This is a genomic window from Candidatus Nitrospira bockiana (genome assembly GCF_965152565.1).
In genome coordinates this window covers 1,415,545-1,431,280 of record NZ_OZ224215.1, presented here as the reverse complement: position 1 = coordinate 1,431,280, position 15,736 = coordinate 1,415,545, and the positions used below count along the sequence as shown (strand labels likewise).

At 63.8% G+C, this 15,736-nt stretch carries 14 protein-coding genes and 1 pseudogene; 4 read left to right on the top strand and 11 right to left on the bottom strand.

Annotated features, from left to right (window positions below; translation table 11 throughout):
• The 4 genes from ACWHYV_RS07060 to ACWHYV_RS07045 all read right to left on the bottom strand — a co-directional run bounded on the left by ACWHYV_RS07060 (position 1) and on the right by ACWHYV_RS07045 (position 1,543).
• On the bottom strand, positions 1–381 hold the full coding sequence (locus tag ACWHYV_RS07060) for a carboxymuconolactone decarboxylase family protein (protein ID WP_447979946.1): 381 nt from the start codon (positions 379–381) through the stop codon (positions 1–3).
• Between the two features lie 138 nt (positions 382–519).
• A complete protein-coding gene (gene merF / locus ACWHYV_RS07055; protein WP_447979945.1) occupies positions 520–777 on the bottom strand; it encodes a mercury resistance system transport protein MerF in 258 nt (85 codons plus the stop codon).
• Between the two features lie 14 nt (positions 778–791).
• On the bottom strand, positions 792–1,073 hold the full coding sequence (locus ACWHYV_RS07050) for a thioredoxin family protein (protein ID WP_447979944.1): 282 nt from the start codon (positions 1,071–1,073) through the stop codon (positions 792–794).
• A complete protein-coding gene (locus tag ACWHYV_RS07045) occupies positions 1,070–1,543 on the bottom strand; it encodes a heavy metal-responsive transcriptional regulator (protein WP_447979943.1) in 474 nt (157 codons plus the stop codon). Before ACWHYV_RS07045 ends, ACWHYV_RS07050 begins: the two co-directional genes overlap by 4 nt.
• 300 nt (positions 1,544–1,843) lie before the next feature.
• Here ACWHYV_RS07045 and ACWHYV_RS07040 point away from each other — a divergent pair.
• The 3 genes and pseudogenes from ACWHYV_RS07040 to ACWHYV_RS07030 all read left to right on the top strand — a co-directional run bounded on the left by ACWHYV_RS07040 (position 1,844) and on the right by ACWHYV_RS07030 (position 4,254).
• Positions 1,844–3,195 (top strand): annotated as a pseudogene (locus ACWHYV_RS07040) (hypothetical protein).
• A gap of 103 nt (positions 3,196–3,298) precedes the next feature.
• Complete coding sequence (locus tag ACWHYV_RS07035; protein WP_447979942.1) at positions 3,299–3,775, top strand: DUF2231 domain-containing protein; 477 nt, start codon at positions 3,299–3,301, stop codon at positions 3,773–3,775.
• A 5-nt stretch (positions 3,776–3,780) separates the two neighbouring features.
• Positions 3,781–4,254 carry a hypothetical protein gene (locus tag ACWHYV_RS07030; RefSeq protein WP_447979941.1) on the top strand — a complete coding sequence of 158 codons (474 nt, stop codon included), beginning with the start codon at positions 3,781–3,783 and terminating at the stop codon, positions 4,252–4,254.
• On the opposite strand, the gene ACWHYV_RS07025 is transcribed toward ACWHYV_RS07030, so the two are convergent.
• Positions 4,242–6,065: a glycoside hydrolase family 15 protein gene (locus ACWHYV_RS07025; protein WP_447979940.1), complete on the bottom strand. Its 1,824-nt coding sequence runs from the start codon at positions 6,063–6,065 to the stop codon at positions 4,242–4,244. The genes ACWHYV_RS07030 and ACWHYV_RS07025 overlap by 13 nt on opposite strands.
• 101 nt (positions 6,066–6,166) lie before the next feature.
• Here ACWHYV_RS07025 and ACWHYV_RS07020 point away from each other — a divergent pair, with 101 nt between their 5' ends.
• Positions 6,167–7,354, top strand: coding sequence for a methyltransferase domain-containing protein (locus ACWHYV_RS07020; protein WP_447979939.1), 1,188 nt, complete (start codon positions 6,167–6,169; stop codon positions 7,352–7,354).
• 203 nt (positions 7,355–7,557) lie between these two features.
• Here ACWHYV_RS07020 and ACWHYV_RS07015 read toward each other — a convergent pair whose 3' ends face one another.
• From ACWHYV_RS07015 to ACWHYV_RS06990, 6 genes are all read right to left on the bottom strand, one after another.
• Positions 7,558–8,721 carry an ammonium transporter gene (locus tag ACWHYV_RS07015; RefSeq protein WP_447980697.1) on the bottom strand — a complete coding sequence of 388 codons (1,164 nt, stop codon included), beginning with the start codon at positions 8,719–8,721 and terminating at the stop codon, positions 7,558–7,560.
• A gap of 345 nt (positions 8,722–9,066) precedes the next feature.
• Complete coding sequence (gene cynS / locus ACWHYV_RS07010; RefSeq protein WP_447979938.1) at positions 9,067–9,519, bottom strand: cyanase; 453 nt, start codon at positions 9,517–9,519, stop codon at positions 9,067–9,069.
• An 83-nt stretch (positions 9,520–9,602) separates the two neighbouring features.
• A complete protein-coding gene (locus ACWHYV_RS07005) occupies positions 9,603–10,847 on the bottom strand; it encodes a sigma 54-interacting transcriptional regulator (RefSeq protein WP_447979937.1) in 1,245 nt (414 codons plus the stop codon).
• Between the two features lie 300 nt (positions 10,848–11,147).
• Complete coding sequence (glnA, locus tag ACWHYV_RS07000) at positions 11,148–12,557, bottom strand: type I glutamate--ammonia ligase (RefSeq protein ID WP_447979936.1); 1,410 nt, start codon at positions 12,555–12,557, stop codon at positions 11,148–11,150.
• A gap of 83 nt (positions 12,558–12,640) precedes the next feature.
• Positions 12,641–15,316: a [protein-PII] uridylyltransferase gene (gene glnD / locus ACWHYV_RS06995; protein WP_447980696.1), complete on the bottom strand. Its 2,676-nt coding sequence runs from the start codon at positions 15,314–15,316 to the stop codon at positions 12,641–12,643.
• A gap of 5 nt (positions 15,317–15,321) precedes the next feature.
• Positions 15,322–15,660 carry a P-II family nitrogen regulator gene (locus ACWHYV_RS06990; protein WP_447979935.1) on the bottom strand — a complete coding sequence of 113 codons (339 nt, stop codon included), beginning with the start codon at positions 15,658–15,660 and terminating at the stop codon, positions 15,322–15,324.
• Between the last annotated feature and the right edge of the window lie 76 nt (positions 15,661–15,736).

Below are 15,736 nucleotides of genomic sequence, written 5' to 3'. Positions count from 1 at the left end.
CTACGATGGAAGGTGCGTGCAGCAGGCCGCCGGTTCAGCCGCTGAGGCTTGAGCCGCGACCTCTTTGTAGGCGGCGTAGGCCTTGAGCGCCCACTCTTCACCCGGGCAGCCCTGCATGGTCATCGCCACGTCCAAGAATTCCACCAATTCCTCCTGCGTGATGCCCCTGTCATATGCCAGCCTGACATAGGCGCGGATGCACGGCTCACATCGGATCGCGATGGAGATCGCCATGGCGGCGAGCAGCTTGTACTTGCCGGGTACGGCCGCATCGCGATACGCCTGCTCCCGCATGCGCAAGAGGCCGCCGGTCACCTTTGGACTGAGGCGGCGCAATTCCGTAAAGATCGATGGCTGGTCGATCGAGGTCCCTTTCGGCATATTCTCATCCTCTTTCCTTCATCAGCCAGCATTCATCATTTCCCCTTACACTCTTAACAAGTGATGAGTGATGAGCGATGAGTGATGAACGCTCGGATTCTGAGCTCTTCACATTCATCATTCATCACTCAACACTCATCATTGTAGGCTTGGGTGCTCTGCACAACAGGCCCTCTTGCCCGCTGGTCGTTGTCGAGCAATTCCGTACAGGGCGATCCCGGCAAAGACCGCCAGAGCCGGCAGCAGGACATAGTCTAGATATCCTGTGAGGGCCCCGAGCCCGAGCACGCCGAGCGTGACGGCGAGGAACGGGGTGAAGCAACACAGGGCGACGGTGGCGGACCCGACTAGTCCCGTCCAGAGGAGCCGCGAGTCTGGCTTCTTCTGCTCTTCCAAGGCATTCCCTCCGTTCAGGCCCGCCCGATACCCGCCGCCTGCAAGGCCGATGCGGTGATCGGTACTCGCCGGCAGCACTCCAGCAGCACGCCGTCGACGGCGATCGCCGGAACCGCCGTGATCCCATACGCTCCGGCTTTCTCTCGGCATTCGTTCGTGCTGCAGCCCGCACGCAAGTCGTAGATGTGTACCTCACAACTCGGACAGGCCACGGACCTGATGAGGTTTACGGTTTCATTGCAAATCGGGCAGCCGGCCGTAAAGACTTCAACGCGTCGCTTGGTCATGTTCGTCATGTCGGATCCTCCTTCCTTTTCATAGGTTCTGGTTTATGGTGTTCTCCCTCTTTGCTGCTCTCTTCTACTGGGTCTTCCAAGCTCTCGAGGATCGGACAGTGATCTGTGAGCCGCTTGGCCTCGCAGGATCGGATCAGGTCCCGCAATGAGCGGGCCAGCGCCTGGAGGTCGTCGATTTTCTTTTCCACCTGCGCCAACTTGGTCTGCGTCTTGCGTTTCACGTCTTCGCACCGGCTGCTCGAGCTGACGCGGAGGTCGAGAAACTCCATAATCTCACGCAAGGTGAAGCCCAAGGCCTGTGCATTTTTGATGAAATGGAGACGGCGCAGTTCCGCCCGGCCATAGACCCGGTACCCGGAGGGCTTGCGGGTGTTCGGCGAGAGCAGATGGAGGCGCTCATAGTAGCGCACCGTCTCCACGTTCACGCCGCCCCGCTTCGCCAACTGCCCGATCGTGAAGCCTGATCCCATGACAGCCTCCATCATCCCCGCCGCCCACCGTACACCCCGTACCCTAGTACGGAGTCAAGACCTTTGACGACCGGCCGTCGGCCCTCGCTGGCTGGCCCAGGCGTCTGGAGGGCCGGATTCGAGTACGGAGTTGTCGCTACTGTCGCCTACACAAAAATCAGTTCCTCCCCGACCACCCCGCTGCCTGGTGGGCTGGTTCGATAGAAGGGAGACGGCTTCGTTCTCGAACCATTGCCCCTCGATTGTCCTATCGACACCCTATCCGTTCTCGACCCGACGCCGTCGAGCAGGAGGTGGCTCATGAAACACAAGAGACGGCTCATGATCCTCATTGGTCTCGGCATTGCCTTTGCCTGCGCGCCTTTTCCCAAAGGAGTCGAGACGAACCCCGCCGTGAAAGCACAGCGTTTCCCGGCTGAGAGCTTCGACAGTGTCATCGAGGACCATGTCACCCGAATGATGGAAGACGGCCGCAAGGTCTTCCGCTTCGACACGTTCGGCAGCGAGAGCTTCTGGGGCGACAAGCTGCGGTTGCACGAGGCGATCGCGGGAGAGAAGAACGGCGGCGTGGGGCCCGGGCTCACCCCGAAGCGTGCGCTCCAGCTCGGCCTCAAAGTGGATCAGGGGGCGATCCCGGCCGCGTTGCTCGAAGTCATCAAGGGCGGCGCGGTGAGTCTCGAGAACCCCGAGCCGACGCTGGAATTGCTGGGCGCGAATGCGGTCGTCGGCGTCACCGGCTTTTTCGACAAGAAGGATGAACGCCTGCAGGCTATCGGCATCCAGTGCGCCTTCTGTCACTCGACGGTGGACGACTCGTTCGCCCGGGGCATCGGTCGACGGCTGGACGGCTGGCCCAACCGCGACTTGGATGTCGGCGCCATCGTGGCTCTGGCTCCCGATTTGACACCCATGGCGGATCTCTTGAAGACCGATGTCGCCACCGTGAAACAAGTCCTGCTGAGCTGGGGCCCGGGAAATACGATGCGGAGTTGAACCAGGACGGAAAAGCCTTCCGCCCCGACGGCAGGTCCGCCGCCACCGTCCTGCCCGCGGCCTTCGGCCTGGCCGGCGTCCACTTGCACACCTATACGGGATGGGGGAGCGTCACGTACTGGAACGCCTATGTCGCCAACACCCAGATGGTCGGCATGGGCACGTTCTTCGATCCGCGGTTGAACAACCGGTCGCAATTCCCGGTCGGGGCCGCAGCCGGCTTCGACAACCTGCGGCAGAAGCCCGACCTGATTACGGACAAGCTCGCGGCCCTGCACTTCTACCAGTTGGCGATCCCGGCGCCGACGCCGCCGAAGGATTTGTACAACGAGGAAGCGGCCGCCTTCGGCAAAGAGGTGTTCAACGGCAAAGCACGGTGCGCCGCCTGTCACGTGCCGCCGCTGTTCACCGAGCCGGGATGGCCCTTGCACACCGCGGAGGAGATCGGAATTGATGATTTCCAGGCGAATCGCTCTCCCGAGAAACGCTATCGGACGACGCCCCTGCGCGGGCTCTTCACCCGAATGAAGGGCGGGTTCTATCACGACGGCCGCTTCGCGACGTTGGAGGAGGTCGTCGCTCACTACGACCGCCACTTCGATTTGAAGCTGACGGAGACGGAGAAAGGGCACTTGATCGACTACTTGAAATCACTCTAACGGGTTTAGGACGTTTGTTCCGTTTGGTCCGTTAGGTCCGTCAACGGACACAACGGACTCAACCGACCTAACGGACTCAACGCTCAATCCAAGGGAGGACGATATGGCCAGCCCAGCCAGTTTCCTGAAACATCCCATTCACCCGATGTTAATTCCCTTCCCGATCGCGCTGTGGATCTTCTCATTGGTCTGCGATGTCGTGTACGCGATGGGCTGGGGCACGGAGGTGTGGAACGATCTCGCGTTCTACACGATGATCGGCGGGCTGCTCGGGGCGCTCGCCGCCGCGGTTCCCGGCTACCTCGATTACCGGTCTCTCACGGATCGCGATGTCGCGAGGATCGGCCGATGGCACCTGCTCACCAACCTGACCATCGTGGCCCTGTTTGCGGTGAATCTCCTGATGCGCATGGCGAGTCCGCCGGGCGCCGGCCTGCCGATCGTCCTCTCCGTGATCGGGGTCGCCCTGCTCGGCGTCTCCGGTTGGCTCGGCGGAGAGTTGGTGTACGTGCACGGGGTCGCGGTGGAACCACACAAAGGGCCGGAGGCCGCCGCGAAAGAGCGGGGCCGCGTGGCGTGAGGCCCATGCACATTCTCCAGGTCTTGCTCTGGGGCTTGCTCGCCACCGGGTTGTTGACAACTCTTCTCCACGCCAGTCAAGGGCTGCACCTGACCCGGATGGACATGCCCCTGCTGTTGGGCACGATGGTCACGCCGGATCGCGATCGGGCCAAGATCATCGGGTTCGTCATTCACTTCATCAATGGATGGTGGATGGCCCTACTCTACGCCGCCTTCTTCAGCGGCTTCGGCGTGGCGACGTGGTGGCTGGGCGGCCTGATGGGTCTCGCCCATGCCGCCTTTGTCTTGATCGTCGTGCTGCCTCTCTTGCCCGGCGCGCACCCACGCATGGCGTCCGACTTTCAGGGCCCTGAACCCACCAGGCTTCTGGAACCGCCGGGCTTCCTTGCGATGAATTACGGTTATCAAACGCCGCTGGCGACCATCCTGGCCCATCTCGCCTACGGCATGGTGCTCGGCACCTTCTACCGGCTGTGATGCAGCCGAAGGACGGCTCGAATGTGGGCGAGATGCGTCAACGCCTGGGGGAAGTTGCCCAGCATGGCCCCAGTGGCGGGGTCCATCTCCTCGGAGTACAGGCCCACGTCAGTGGCTCGCTGCTGCAGCCGCTCCAATAGCGCCTGAGCCTCGTCCCGCCGTCCCGTTGCGGCCAGCGCTTCAACGAGCCAAAAACTGCAGGGAAGGAACGCACCTTCCTCTCCCGGCAGCCCATCGTCCGTTCGATACCGGTACAAGAGGTCGCCGCATCCGAGGTGCGCGCGAATCGTGTCGATGGTCGAGCGCATGCGCGGATCGTCGGGCTCGACCAGCCCCGTTGTGGCGAAGGTCAGAGCGGTTGCGTCCACCTCGGCGCCGCCGAGTGTTTGGACGAAGCTCGCCAGGCCGGCGGAATAGCCGGCTTGCCACACCGTCCGTTGGATGGACTCCCGCGCCTGCTTCCACGCGTCGAAATCGGCGTGGACGCCCACGCGCCGTGCGATCCGTTCCGCGCGGTCCAGCGCCACCCAGCACATCACTTTCGAGTGGACGTAATGCCGGCGTCCTCCCGGGATTTCCCAGATGCCGTGGTCGGGCCTCGTCCAGTCGGTACAGATGAGATCGGCCATCCGGAGGAGCCGGTTTCGCAGTTCGCGATCGAGACGATATCCCGCCTCCACGGCCTCGAGCAGGCTGTCGAGCACCGCTCCGTAGATATCCAACTGAAACTGGCGGTGGGCCTGATTGCCGACGCGCACCGGCTGCGAGGCGCGGTACCCTTCGAGGAACTGGACCTGCCGCTCCGGGACCGAGGCCTGACCGTAGACGTCGTAGAGCACCTGGAACGCCGGATAGGTGAGGGCGGTCGCATGCAGGAGCCATCTCACGAACGCCATCGCTTCCGCGTGATAGCCGAGCCGTAGAAACACCTGCACGGTATGCCCGGCATCTCGAAGCCAGCAGTGGCGATAGTCCCAATTCCGCGCGCCGCCGATCGTCTCCGGCAATGACGTGGTGGCGGCCGCGACAATGGCACCCGACGGGGCAAACGACAGCAGCTTCAACGTCAGTGCGCTGCGCAACACCGCCTGGCGGTAAGGGCCGTGGTAGGTGCACGCATTGGCCCAGGCCTCCCAGAAGGCACAGGTGTCGGCCGTCACCGATTCTGCCTCTTGCAGCACGGGATAGACGGCGGGCGCCTCTTCTGAATACGCCAGCCAGAACCGGCATCGTTGCCCGGCCTCCACCCGGATTCGGCCTTCCAGTTCGCCTCTCTTGACATCCAACGAGGTGCCGCAGCTCAGATGCAGGAGCCGACTCCCAAGATCGAGCACATATCCGGCGTGCCCACGGACTTGAAGCATCGGCACGAGGCGCCCGTCGTCAGGACGCGGCTTGAAGATGACCTGGAATTCCACCGCGCCTTCAATCCCTTCCACCTCGCGGAGGAGGCTCCGGAAGGGGAGGAGCCGTGCACGCTTCTGATGTTCCGGGAGGACCGGCATCAGATCGGTCACGCGGGCGGTCCCTTCGTCTGTCTGGAATTCCGTCATCAGAACGGCTGTCGTCCCTTTGTAGGAACGACGGACGGAAAACGGGCGCACCGGCGTGATCGTAAAGTGTCCCCCGCGCCATCGATCCAAGAGTCGATTGAAGACCGATGAACCGTCGAACTGGGGCAGGCAGAGCCAATCAATAGAGCCGTCCGTGGAAACAAGCGCCGCGGTTCTCGAATCACCGATCACCGCATAGTCCTCAATATTGGAGAGCGGCCGGGTCATATGGCTTCCACCCCTCGGCATCTTCTTCATTATAGTCTTCGATCTCGTCGGCTGCCCGGAAGAGAAAAGTTGACATGGCAGGGAGTCCCTTGATACAGGATACGACTCAACCTCCTCCCATGGAGACGGCCATGACGGACAAGACGATTGCCGAGACGGTCAGTGAACGGTATGCCCGGGCGGCGGCGACGGGCGAGCAGATGTGCTGCCCGACCGGCTATGACTTCGACGACCTCCGGACGTTCATCCCCGATGACGTGCTGAAGATCTCCTACGGGTGCGGCACGCCGGCCGGTCTCGACACGGTCCGTCCCGGCGAGACCGTGCTGGACATCGGCTCGGGCGGCGGGATCGATTGCTTCGAGGCCTCGCGTCGCGTCGGCCCGAGCGGACACGTCATCGGCCTCGACATGACCGAGACGATGCTGGACATTGCGCGCCGCCATGCTCCGATCGTCGCCGCCAATCTCGGCTATGACCGACCGAACGTCGAGTTCCGACAAGGCAAGGCGGAGGCCATGCCGGTCGACGATGGGAGCATCGATCTGATCATTTCGAACTGCGTCATCAACCTCGCGCCGGACAAGCATGCGGTCTTTCGTGAGATGTGTCGGGTCTTGAAGCCGGGCGGCCGCTTCACCATCTCGGACATTGTCTCCGATCAGCCCGTCCCGAACTACCTCCAGTACGACACCGAGAAATGGGGCAACTGCCTCTCGGGCGCCCTTCAGGTGGGCGACTACATGGCGGGGATGGTCCAAGCCGGCTTTCTCGGCCTTCATCAGATGAAGGCAGTCCCCTGGCAGACGATCGACGGCATTCGTTTTTTCTCGATCACGTTGACCGGCTACAAGCTTCCGGCGGTCGCCGAGGCGCAGGGAACGGTCTTCGCGACGTTGCGAGGACCGTTCAGCACCGTGACGGATGAGCGCGGGCAGGCGTATCGCCGCGGAGAGCCCACGCCGCTGAGCAGGCAGGCGGCGGCATGCCTGGGGTTGCCGCCGTTCGCTCCGCTGTTCCTGCTGTCTGACGCGCCGCTTTCGCTCGCCCCTGCCGATCCTCGTCTCTCCATGGTGCTTCCGGAGTCCGCCCCCTGTGTCTGGCAGGGCGACTATGCCATTCTGGTGGGGCCCTTCCTCGAGGTCCAGGATGATGACCACCATGTGTACCGCCGAGGGCAGCCGCTGGAGATCTGCTCCAAAACCCGCAAGGTCCTCGAGTCCGACGGCTATCGCAGCCACTTTGCACTGATCAACCGCGCCTCCGGCGCGGTCTCGGGAACCGAGGTCGCCTGCAGCCCATCGGGCGCGTGTTGCTGACGGTAGGGTTCTCTAGAACCGGCTGGAAACGGCGGCACGCACGGCTCTCACTCTATCACTTCGCACGCAGGTCGAGGGGATTGACCTGCCGCATGGCCGCCGAGACCATGGTCGGCGCCGCCTATGAAGAAGGCTGAGGTTGAGGCTAAGGTTCAGGGGGAATACAGCCTCAACTCACCCTCACCCTGAACCTGAACCTCTCTTCACGAGTACGCCCGCTCGTTGTGTTGCGACAGGTCCAAGCCCATCCGCTCTTCCTCTGCCGAGACCCGGAGCCCAACGAGGCGATCGGCGACCTTGAGCAAGATCCATGTCATCGCCCCTGAAAACAAGGCGACCACGAGTACGGCGAGAACCTGTGTGCCGAAGAACAATGGATTCCCGGCGAACAGGCCGTCTGCACCGGCTGGATTGACGGCCTTGCTGGCCAACAGGCCGGTCAGCAACATGCCCAGGATCCCGCCGACGCCGTGGATGCCCACGACATCCAGGGCATCGTCGTATCCCCACTGTCCCTTGTACACGATCGCCGCATAGGAGCACCCGCCGGCCAGGAGGCCGATGACCAGCGCCGCGAACGGACCCAGATACCCGGCGCCAGGAGTCACCGTGGCGAGGCCCGCGATGGCGCCGCTCGCGATCCCGAGCACGGTCGGCGTGCCGCGGTGCCACCACTCGACGACCATCCAGGAGAGCGCGGCGGCGGCCGCCGCCGTGTGGGTGGCGATGAACGCGACGACGGCGGTCTGGTTCGCCCCCAGCGCGCTGCCCGCGTTGAAGCCGAACCAGCCGAACCACAGCAGCCCGGTGCCGAGCAGCGTCAACGGCAGACTGTGCGGGGCCATGTAGTCGGTTCCATAGCCCTGGCGGTGCCCGAGGATGAGCGCGCAGACGAGCGCGCTCATCCCCGAGCTGATATGGACGACGGCGCCGCCGGCGAAGTCCAGAGCCCCGAGCTGCGCCAACCAGCCGCCGCCCCAGAGCCAATGGGCGATGGGGCAGTAGACGAGGATCGACCAGAGCGCCGAGAAGAGGAGAAGTGCCGCGAACTTCATCCGCTCGGCGAAGGCGCCGGTGATCAAGGCCGGGGTGATCGCCGCAAACATGAGCTGGAAGACCATGAAGGCCTGGTGGGGAACCGTAGGGGCATAGACCGGGTGAGGGGTGAGCCCGACCTCCATCAAGCCGGCCCAATCCAGTCCGCCGATGAGCCCCGCCTTGTCCGGCCCGAACGCCAGGCTGTAGCCGACCAGGATCCACAGGATCGTCACCAGACAGAGAATCACGAAACTCTGCATAACGGTCCCGAGGACGTTCTTGCTGCGGACCAATCCGCCGTAGAACAGGGCGAGACCGGGGACGATCATCGACAGCACGAGCGCCGACGACACCAACACCCATGCGGTATCCGCTGCACTGCCGGCGGCGCCCCCGCCTCCCGGCGACTGTGCCCACGAGAGCCCGGCGCCGTTGAAGACGCACAGGAGCAGGACAGGAATGTACACGGCTCCGCCCATCGGTCGTCTCATCATGCCTCCTGGTTCAATGACTGCCTCGTTAGGTCCGTTGGGTCAGTTGAGTCCGTTTTGTCCGTAGCTCCATGACCGACCGACCAGACTGAACGGACCTCACGCACTCCGCCCACACTTCTCCCTTCCCGCCGCCCGCCGCGGAGCGGCACGCGGGATCGCGACCTGGCTCATGGCCGCGATTCAGGTCGTCTGTTCGATGTGAGGCAAGAACTTGCCGTTCCAGGTCATCAGGACGCGGTCCTCGCCTTGGCTGCCTTTGATCTTCTCGACGGTGAGCTTGAAGTCGATCGCCGACATAATGCCGTCTCCGAACTGTTCCTGGATCACGGCGAGAATCGCGTCGCCGTAGTGCGCACACACCTCGGTCATGCGGTACACGTGCGGCTCCTGGAGAATCGCCGGGTCGTAAGAACGCACGGGCGGCTTGCGCATCTCCGCCAGCAGATCCTCGGTGAGGCCGCGGATCAACTTGACGAGTTTGTCTTCCGTGCTCTTCTTGAGCTGCGCCTGGCGGCGGAAGAGCTGGGCGACGTACACGTTGCACAATCCCAAGGCCTTCGCCAGCTCATCATAGGTCTTCCCCGAGGCCTGCTTCAGCGCCAGCAGCCTCCCCACGACGTCCTGCTTGTGCATGGTCCTCCTCCTTTCCAAAATGGGCTCCGGCCTCCGTGGTCGGACCCGATGGTTGCTCGCTCGGGCCTTCGCCGCATGCCGCGTCAGAGTCGCGGCATGCCCTTGAACCCGTACTTGCGGATCTTGTAGGCCACCTGCCTCGGCGTGAGACCGAGCAAGCGGGCCGTGCGTGCCTGCACCCAGCCGGTTCGTTCGAGCGCCTCCAGCAGGCGCTGCCGCTCGATCTCCTGCAAGCTGGCTTCGAGGGGCGAGGCCTGCCCGATCGGCTCTACGCCTGCGGGGACGCGCGGGGCCGTCGTGACCTGCCGCATGTCGCCGAAGTACGCGCGCAGCGACACGGGAACGGTGTCGAGCGTCACGAGTCGGCAGGCGGGGTCCGTCAACACGACGAGGCGCTCGATGCAGTTTTGCAGCTCCCGGACGTTCCCCGGCCAGTGGTACCGGGCCATGAGCGCGAGCAGGTCGGGAGCCAAGCGCACGTGCCGCCGGTTCTGGCGATTGAAGCGCTCGAGAAAATGGTCGATCAGGATCGGGATGTCGCCGTGACGGGCGCGGAGCGGCGGCAGCGAGATCGGCACGACGTTCAGGCGATAGTAGAGATCCTCCCGAAACGTGCCGGCCCGCACCATCGCCTCCAGATCCCGGTGCGTCGCCGAGATCACCCGCACGTCCACGGCCACGGGCCGGCTGCCGCCGACGCGCTCCACCGTCTTGTCCTGCAACACCCGAAGCAGCTTGACCTGAGTGGTGAGCGGGATGTCGCCGATTTCATCGAGGAAGAGGGTCCCGCCCTCGGCCAGCTCGAATTTCCCTCTCCGCTGCTCGTGCGCGCCGGTGAACGCGCCGCGTTCGTGTCCGAACAGCTCGCTTTCGAGCAGCGTGTCCGCCACCGCCGCGCAATGCAGCGGGACGAACGGCGCACCGGCGCGCGCGCTGGACTCATGAATGGCCCGGGCGACGAGCTCCTTCCCGGTGCCGCTCTCTCCCCGGATCAAGACCGTGGCGGTGCTGTCGCTCACCCGACGCACCGCTTCTTCGACCTGCCGGAAGGCTGCGCTCCGGCCGACCAATTCAGCGCCCCCGGGGCCCATCCCTTTCAGCCGGCCGGCTCGCATCCGGGGACGCTCTTCTTCGGATGGAGGCCGATCGACCGGCGGCACGAGCCGTACGGAGAGACGCGCCTCGAGCAACTCGAGCGCGGCCTCGACCTTTTCCTCGGCGGATCGAGGCGAGGACAGAACGGCATACAGGGCGTTCAGCAGGTCATCGGTCCGCTGCAGGTCGCCATGCCTCTGATCGTTCCGCACCATCGCGACAGGTCCCACCATGACGCTCCAGGGTTGGCGCACCGCCAAAAACAAACGGCGCCAGACGTCTGCCTCAGGCCAAGGGCCTGCCTACAGACTCTGGCGCCGTTGCCAGTGTCCACGGCCGACCTCCTCGTCGGCCGCTCTCTTCTCAATTGGAGTCCGTGAGGTCCGTTACGTCTGTTAGGTCCGTCAGTCCGTTTAGTCGGTTAAGTTTGCCAAGGATGAAACCGACAGAACGGACTCAACGGACTCAACGTCTTCTCTTCTCCCAACGGACTCAACCGACTTAACCGACCCAACGGACTCAACGTCTCCCTCCTACGCATCGTAGTACATGAAGAACTCGTACGGATGCGGGCGCAGCCGCAGCGGATCCACTTCTCGCGTCCGCTTGTATGAAATCCACGTCTCGATCAAGTCCTCGGTGAAGACACCGCCCTTCAACAGGAACTCATGGTCGCGCTCGAGATTACGGAGCGCTTCGTCCAAGCTGCCGGGCATGGTCGGCACCTTGGCCGCCTCTTTCGGCTCCAGATCGTACAGGTCTTTGTCCATCGGCTCGCCCGGATCGATCTTGTTCTCGATGCCGTCCAGCCCGGCCATCAACATCGCGGAGAACGCGAGGTACGGATTGCAGGTCGGATCGGGGAAGCGGACCTCGATCCGCTTCGCCTTCGGGCTGGGCGAGTACATCGGGATCCGGATGCCCGCCGATCGATTCCGGCTGGAATAGGCGAGCAGCACGGGGGCTTCGAAGCCCGGCGTGAGACGCTTGTAGGAGTTGGTCGTCGGGTTCGTGATCGCGGCCAACGCGGGCGCATGCTTGAGAATGCCGCCGATGTAGTACAGGCACAGTTGCGAGATGCCCGCGTACTCCTTCCCGGCGAACAGCGGCTTGCCCTCTTTCCAAATGCTCTGGTGGGTGTGCATGCCGGACCCGTTGTCGCCGAACAAGGGCTTCGGCATGAACGTCACGGTCTTGTGGTGCCGGCGCGCCACGTTCTTGACGATGTACTTGTACATCATCATCTTGTCGGCCATCGCGACCAGGGTATCGAACCGTACGTCGATTTCCGCCTGGCCGGCCGTCGCGACTTCGTGGTGGTGCTTCTCGACCGGGATGCCGACCCGCTGCATCTCGACGATCATCTCGCTGCGGATGTCCTGCTGCGTGTCGGTCGGCGCCACGGGAAAATAGCCTTCTTTGTGGCGGATCTTGGAGCCGAGGTTTACCCCCTCCTTGCCGGAGTTCCAAATGCCTTCGTCGGAATCCAGGAAATAGTAGCTGCTGTGGTCGGTCTGGTCGTAGCGAGCCTGATCGAAGATGAAGAACTCGGCTTCCGGCCCCCAGAAGGAGCTGTCCCCGATCTTCGTGCTCTTGAGATACCGCTCGGCCCGCTGGGCGATATTCCGCGGATCGCGATCGTAATTCTCCCGCGTGATCGGATCCACGACGTTACAGACGAGGCTGAGGGTGGGCACGGCCGTAAATGGATCCAGGCACGCGGTGGCGGCATCGGGCACCGCCAACATGTCGCTGTTGTGGATCGCCTTCCAGCCTCGGATCGATGAGCCGTCGAGGCCCGAGCCGTCCTTGAAGAGCCCCTCGTTCAGCTCCTCGACGGGAATCGTAAAGTGCTGCCACGTGCCGATGAGGTCGATGAATTTGAGGTCCACGACCTGGACCTTGTTCTTCTTTGCAAACTCCACCACTTCCCGCGGATTCATGTGCTCCTCCTTTTCACCGTTGACCCTGTTGTTCTCGCGAATCCTTCTCGGCCGGCCGGCGCGCGCCGCCTCGGACACTGAGGCTAGCTCTGCGGTTGCGTCCGGCCGCCGTCGATTTCTTGGATGATCGCGGCGCGGATCGCCTCCAGCCGCGCCGGCTCCACGATTTTCGCGCCGCTCTGATCCGTGACGTAAAAGACGTCCGCCACCTGATCCAAGCGGGTCGAAATGCGCGAGGCATGAACCGACAGCCCCAGCCTGAAGACGGCGTGCGTGATGACGTACAGCAGCCCCTGTCGATCATCGGCGAAGACGTCGATGATCGTGTACTGATCCGAGGTCTCGTTGTCGATCCGCACCTCGGTCGCCTGCCGGTTCGGCGGCAACGGCCTGGCGAATCCCAGGCGGGTGCCGCGCGCCATAAGTTGCTCGACCGTGTCCTGGCCCTTGAGCACCTGGACGATCGCGTCACGGATCGCGATGCGCCGCTCGCCGGGCGGGGCCCCCCGATAATCGGGATCCGTGACATGGAACGTATCCACGACCACCCCGTCCGGCCTCGTCATGATCTGGGCGTCGAGAATCTGCAAGCCTTTCGCGGCCATCACCCCCGCGATCTTCGAGAAGATGCCCGGCGTGAGATCGTTGAACGTGAACACGGTATACTCGGTCGTCCCCAACGCCTCGTTGTAGTCCGCTTCGACCAAGACGTCGCCGGGGGCGAGTTTCTTCAAGGCCAGCAGATGGACCGCGACGCGGTGGGCGGGCGTGCCGATGAGATACCGCAACGGGAATTGCGCGAGCTGCGACTCGATCCAAGGCCGGTCGAGCGGGATCGCGGCGGAATCGGCAAGTCGAACGACCTCGTCGGCCAGGCCCATGAGCCGCTCGGATTGCTCCCCCTGCTCGCGGTCGCCGGACACCTCCGGGAGCGTGCGCAGGTACAGCTCGATCAGCAAGGCCTCCTTCCACTTCGTCAGTACGCCGGGGCCGACGGCGGCGATGTCCGCGGCGGTCAGCACCAGCATCTTTCGCAGCACCTCGGGCGTCCCGACGGCTCGGGCAAACGCCAGCACGACGTTGTCGTCATACGGATCGCGCCGAAAGGCCGTGTGCGCCATCAGCAGGTGCCGGTGGACGAGAAAGACGAGGGTGCGGGTTTCCTGTTCATCGAAGCCCAGTCGCAGCGCGGCATCCTCCGCGATCGCTTTGCCGACCTCGCTGTGGTCCTGTTCGCGCCCTTTCCCCAGATCGTGCAGCAAGACGGCGAGGTGCAGGATGTCCTTGCGCCTGATCTCGCGATACACCTCGCCGAGCACCCCGGGGTCGTCCGCCAAGGCCTCGCATTTCGCCACCGCCAACAGGCTGTGCTCGTCCACCGTGTACTTGTGATACTGATTGAACTGCATGAGACCCCGGACGGCGGCAAAGACCGGGATCATCTTTTCCAAGAGGTGCGCGCGGTGCATGGCCTCCAGGGTGGCGGCGACGGCCCCGGGTCCCGCCAACAGCGCCAGGAACAGGCGGCTGACCTCGGGCACGCGGAAGGCCTCGTCCGAGAGACCGCCGACGTGGCTGTGGATGTCCTCGAGCAGTCTCGTCTCGATCTTCAGCCGGCGGGTGCTGGCCAGCTCGAACAGCCTCACCAGATCGACCGGGTCGTCGAGCAGGCGGGCTCGCAGCTCGGGACGCACGGTAATCGTCGTATCCGAGACGATGAACCGCCCGTCCACCGTACGGTTCGGCCACAGCCTGCGCAGTCGCTGCCGCCAGGATACGCCCTCGCAGCGCGCGATGAACCGCGCCGCGATCTCGTGCAGGCCCATGGTATGCCGGTAGTACTGCTGCATGAACTGCTCGACCGCGAGCAGATGCGGGCGGTCCTCGAAGCCGAAGCGTGCGGCGAGCCATACCTGCTCGTCGAACGACAAAATCTCCTGGGCCATCCCGGCGTGCACGTGGAGCAACGCCCGCACCCGCCACAAGAACTCCCGGGCCTCCACCAGCGCGGCATAGTCCTGCCGCGCGAGAATGCCGCGGTCGGTCAACTCCTGGATCGTGGGAGCTTGGAATTTCACCATGCCGGCCCACTGCAGCAGGTGGAGGTCCCGGAGGCCGCCTTTGCTCTTTTTCACGTTCGGTTCCAGCAGGTACACCGTCTCGCCGAACTTTTCGTATTCGCGGCGGCGTTCGTCCCACTTCTTCTCGATGAAGCGCTCGGCTCCTCGGCTCACCACCCGGGTCATGTAGCGCCGCTTGAATTCTTGGAAGAGGTCCGCGCTTCCCGCGAGATAGCGGGCCTCCATCATGGAGGTTTTGATCGTGAGGTCGTTCGGCGCCAGCTCGAGGCAGTCCCGAATGGTCCGATGACTGTGGCCGACCTGAAATCCGAGGTCCCAGAGATGATGGAGGACCTCGCGGGACAGCTCGCCTGCGGCCCGTTCGGCCTCGGGCCGGTACAGAAACATCAGATCGACATCCGAGTAGGGCAGGAGCTCCCGGCGGCCGTAGCCTCCGAGCGCGACCAGGCAACAGTGCTGCAAGCCGGCCACGGAGACCGATTCAGGGGCCTGACGGACGGCATTCCGGTAGCGGCCGATAATGAGCCCGTCGACCAGTTCCGTGAACGCCGCCACCGCCTCCGATCCAGGCGCTCCGTCGAGGAGTCGCTGATGGATCGCGCGGCGCCGACCCGCGAGCAACGCACCGGCCGTTTCGATTTCGGCGGCCGTCAATGCATTGACGCCGCCCGAAGCCATCGTGCTCACAATGCGCTTTCTCCCGTCTCTCCCGTCCGAATCCGCACGGCGCTGCTCAAGTCGCGTACGAAAATCTTCCCGTCCCCGATGCTCCCCGTCTTGGCGGTGCGGGTGATGGTGTCGATCACACGCGGCACTTGGGCGTCGGTCACGGCCACCTCGATCTTCACCTTCGGCACGAACTCGATCGTGTACTCGGTGCCGCGATACGTTTCTTTATGGCCCTTCTGCCGCCCGAAGCCTTTGACCTCCGTCACCGTCATCCCCTGAATGCCGATCTCCAGGAGCGCGTCCTTGACTTCATCCAGCTTGAACGGTTTGATGATCGCTTCGACCAGCTTCATACTCCGCCTCCTGACGGAAGCCTTCAGCGTTCAGCAATCAGCTCTCGGCCTGGAACGATCCGATGAGGTTCATGAC

Coding starts and splice junctions, on each gene's coding strand:
- glnA (WP_447979936.1), bottom strand. CDS start 12,557: ATGAATCCGCGGGAAGTGGTGGAGTTTGCAAAGAAGAACAAGGTCCAG.
- ACWHYV_RS06990 (WP_447979935.1), bottom strand. CDS start 15,660: ATGAAGCTGGTCGAAGCGATCATCAAACCGTTCAAGCTGGATGAAGTC.
- ACWHYV_RS07025 (WP_447979940.1), bottom strand. CDS start 6,065: ATGAAGAAGATGCCGAGGGGTGGAAGCCATATGACCCGGCCGCTCTCC.
- ACWHYV_RS07020 (WP_447979939.1), top strand. CDS start 6,167: ATGACGGACAAGACGATTGCCGAGACGGTCAGTGAACGGTATGCCCGG.
- ACWHYV_RS07045 (WP_447979943.1), bottom strand. CDS start 1,543: ATGGGATCAGGCTTCACGATCGGGCAGTTGGCGAAGCGGGGCGGCGTG.
- ACWHYV_RS07005 (WP_447979937.1), bottom strand. CDS start 10,847: ATGGTGGGACCTGTCGCGATGGTGCGGAACGATCAGAGGCATGGCGAC.
- ACWHYV_RS07050 (WP_447979944.1), bottom strand. CDS start 1,073: ATGACGAACATGACCAAGCGACGCGTTGAAGTCTTTACGGCCGGCTGC.
- ACWHYV_RS07015 (WP_447980697.1), bottom strand. CDS start 8,721: ATGATCGTCCCCGGTCTCGCCCTGTTCTACGGCGGATTGGTCCGCAGC.
- ACWHYV_RS07035 (WP_447979942.1), top strand. CDS start 3,299: ATGGCCAGCCCAGCCAGTTTCCTGAAACATCCCATTCACCCGATGTTA.
- ACWHYV_RS07060 (WP_447979946.1), bottom strand. CDS start 381: ATGCCGAAAGGGACCTCGATCGACCAGCCATCGATCTTTACGGAATTG.
- ACWHYV_RS07030 (WP_447979941.1), top strand. CDS start 3,781: ATGCACATTCTCCAGGTCTTGCTCTGGGGCTTGCTCGCCACCGGGTTG.
- glnD (WP_447980696.1), bottom strand. CDS start 15,316: ATGGCTTCGGGCGGCGTCAATGCATTGACGGCCGCCGAAATCGAAACG.
- cynS (WP_447979938.1), bottom strand. CDS start 9,519: ATGCACAAGCAGGACGTCGTGGGGAGGCTGCTGGCGCTGAAGCAGGCC.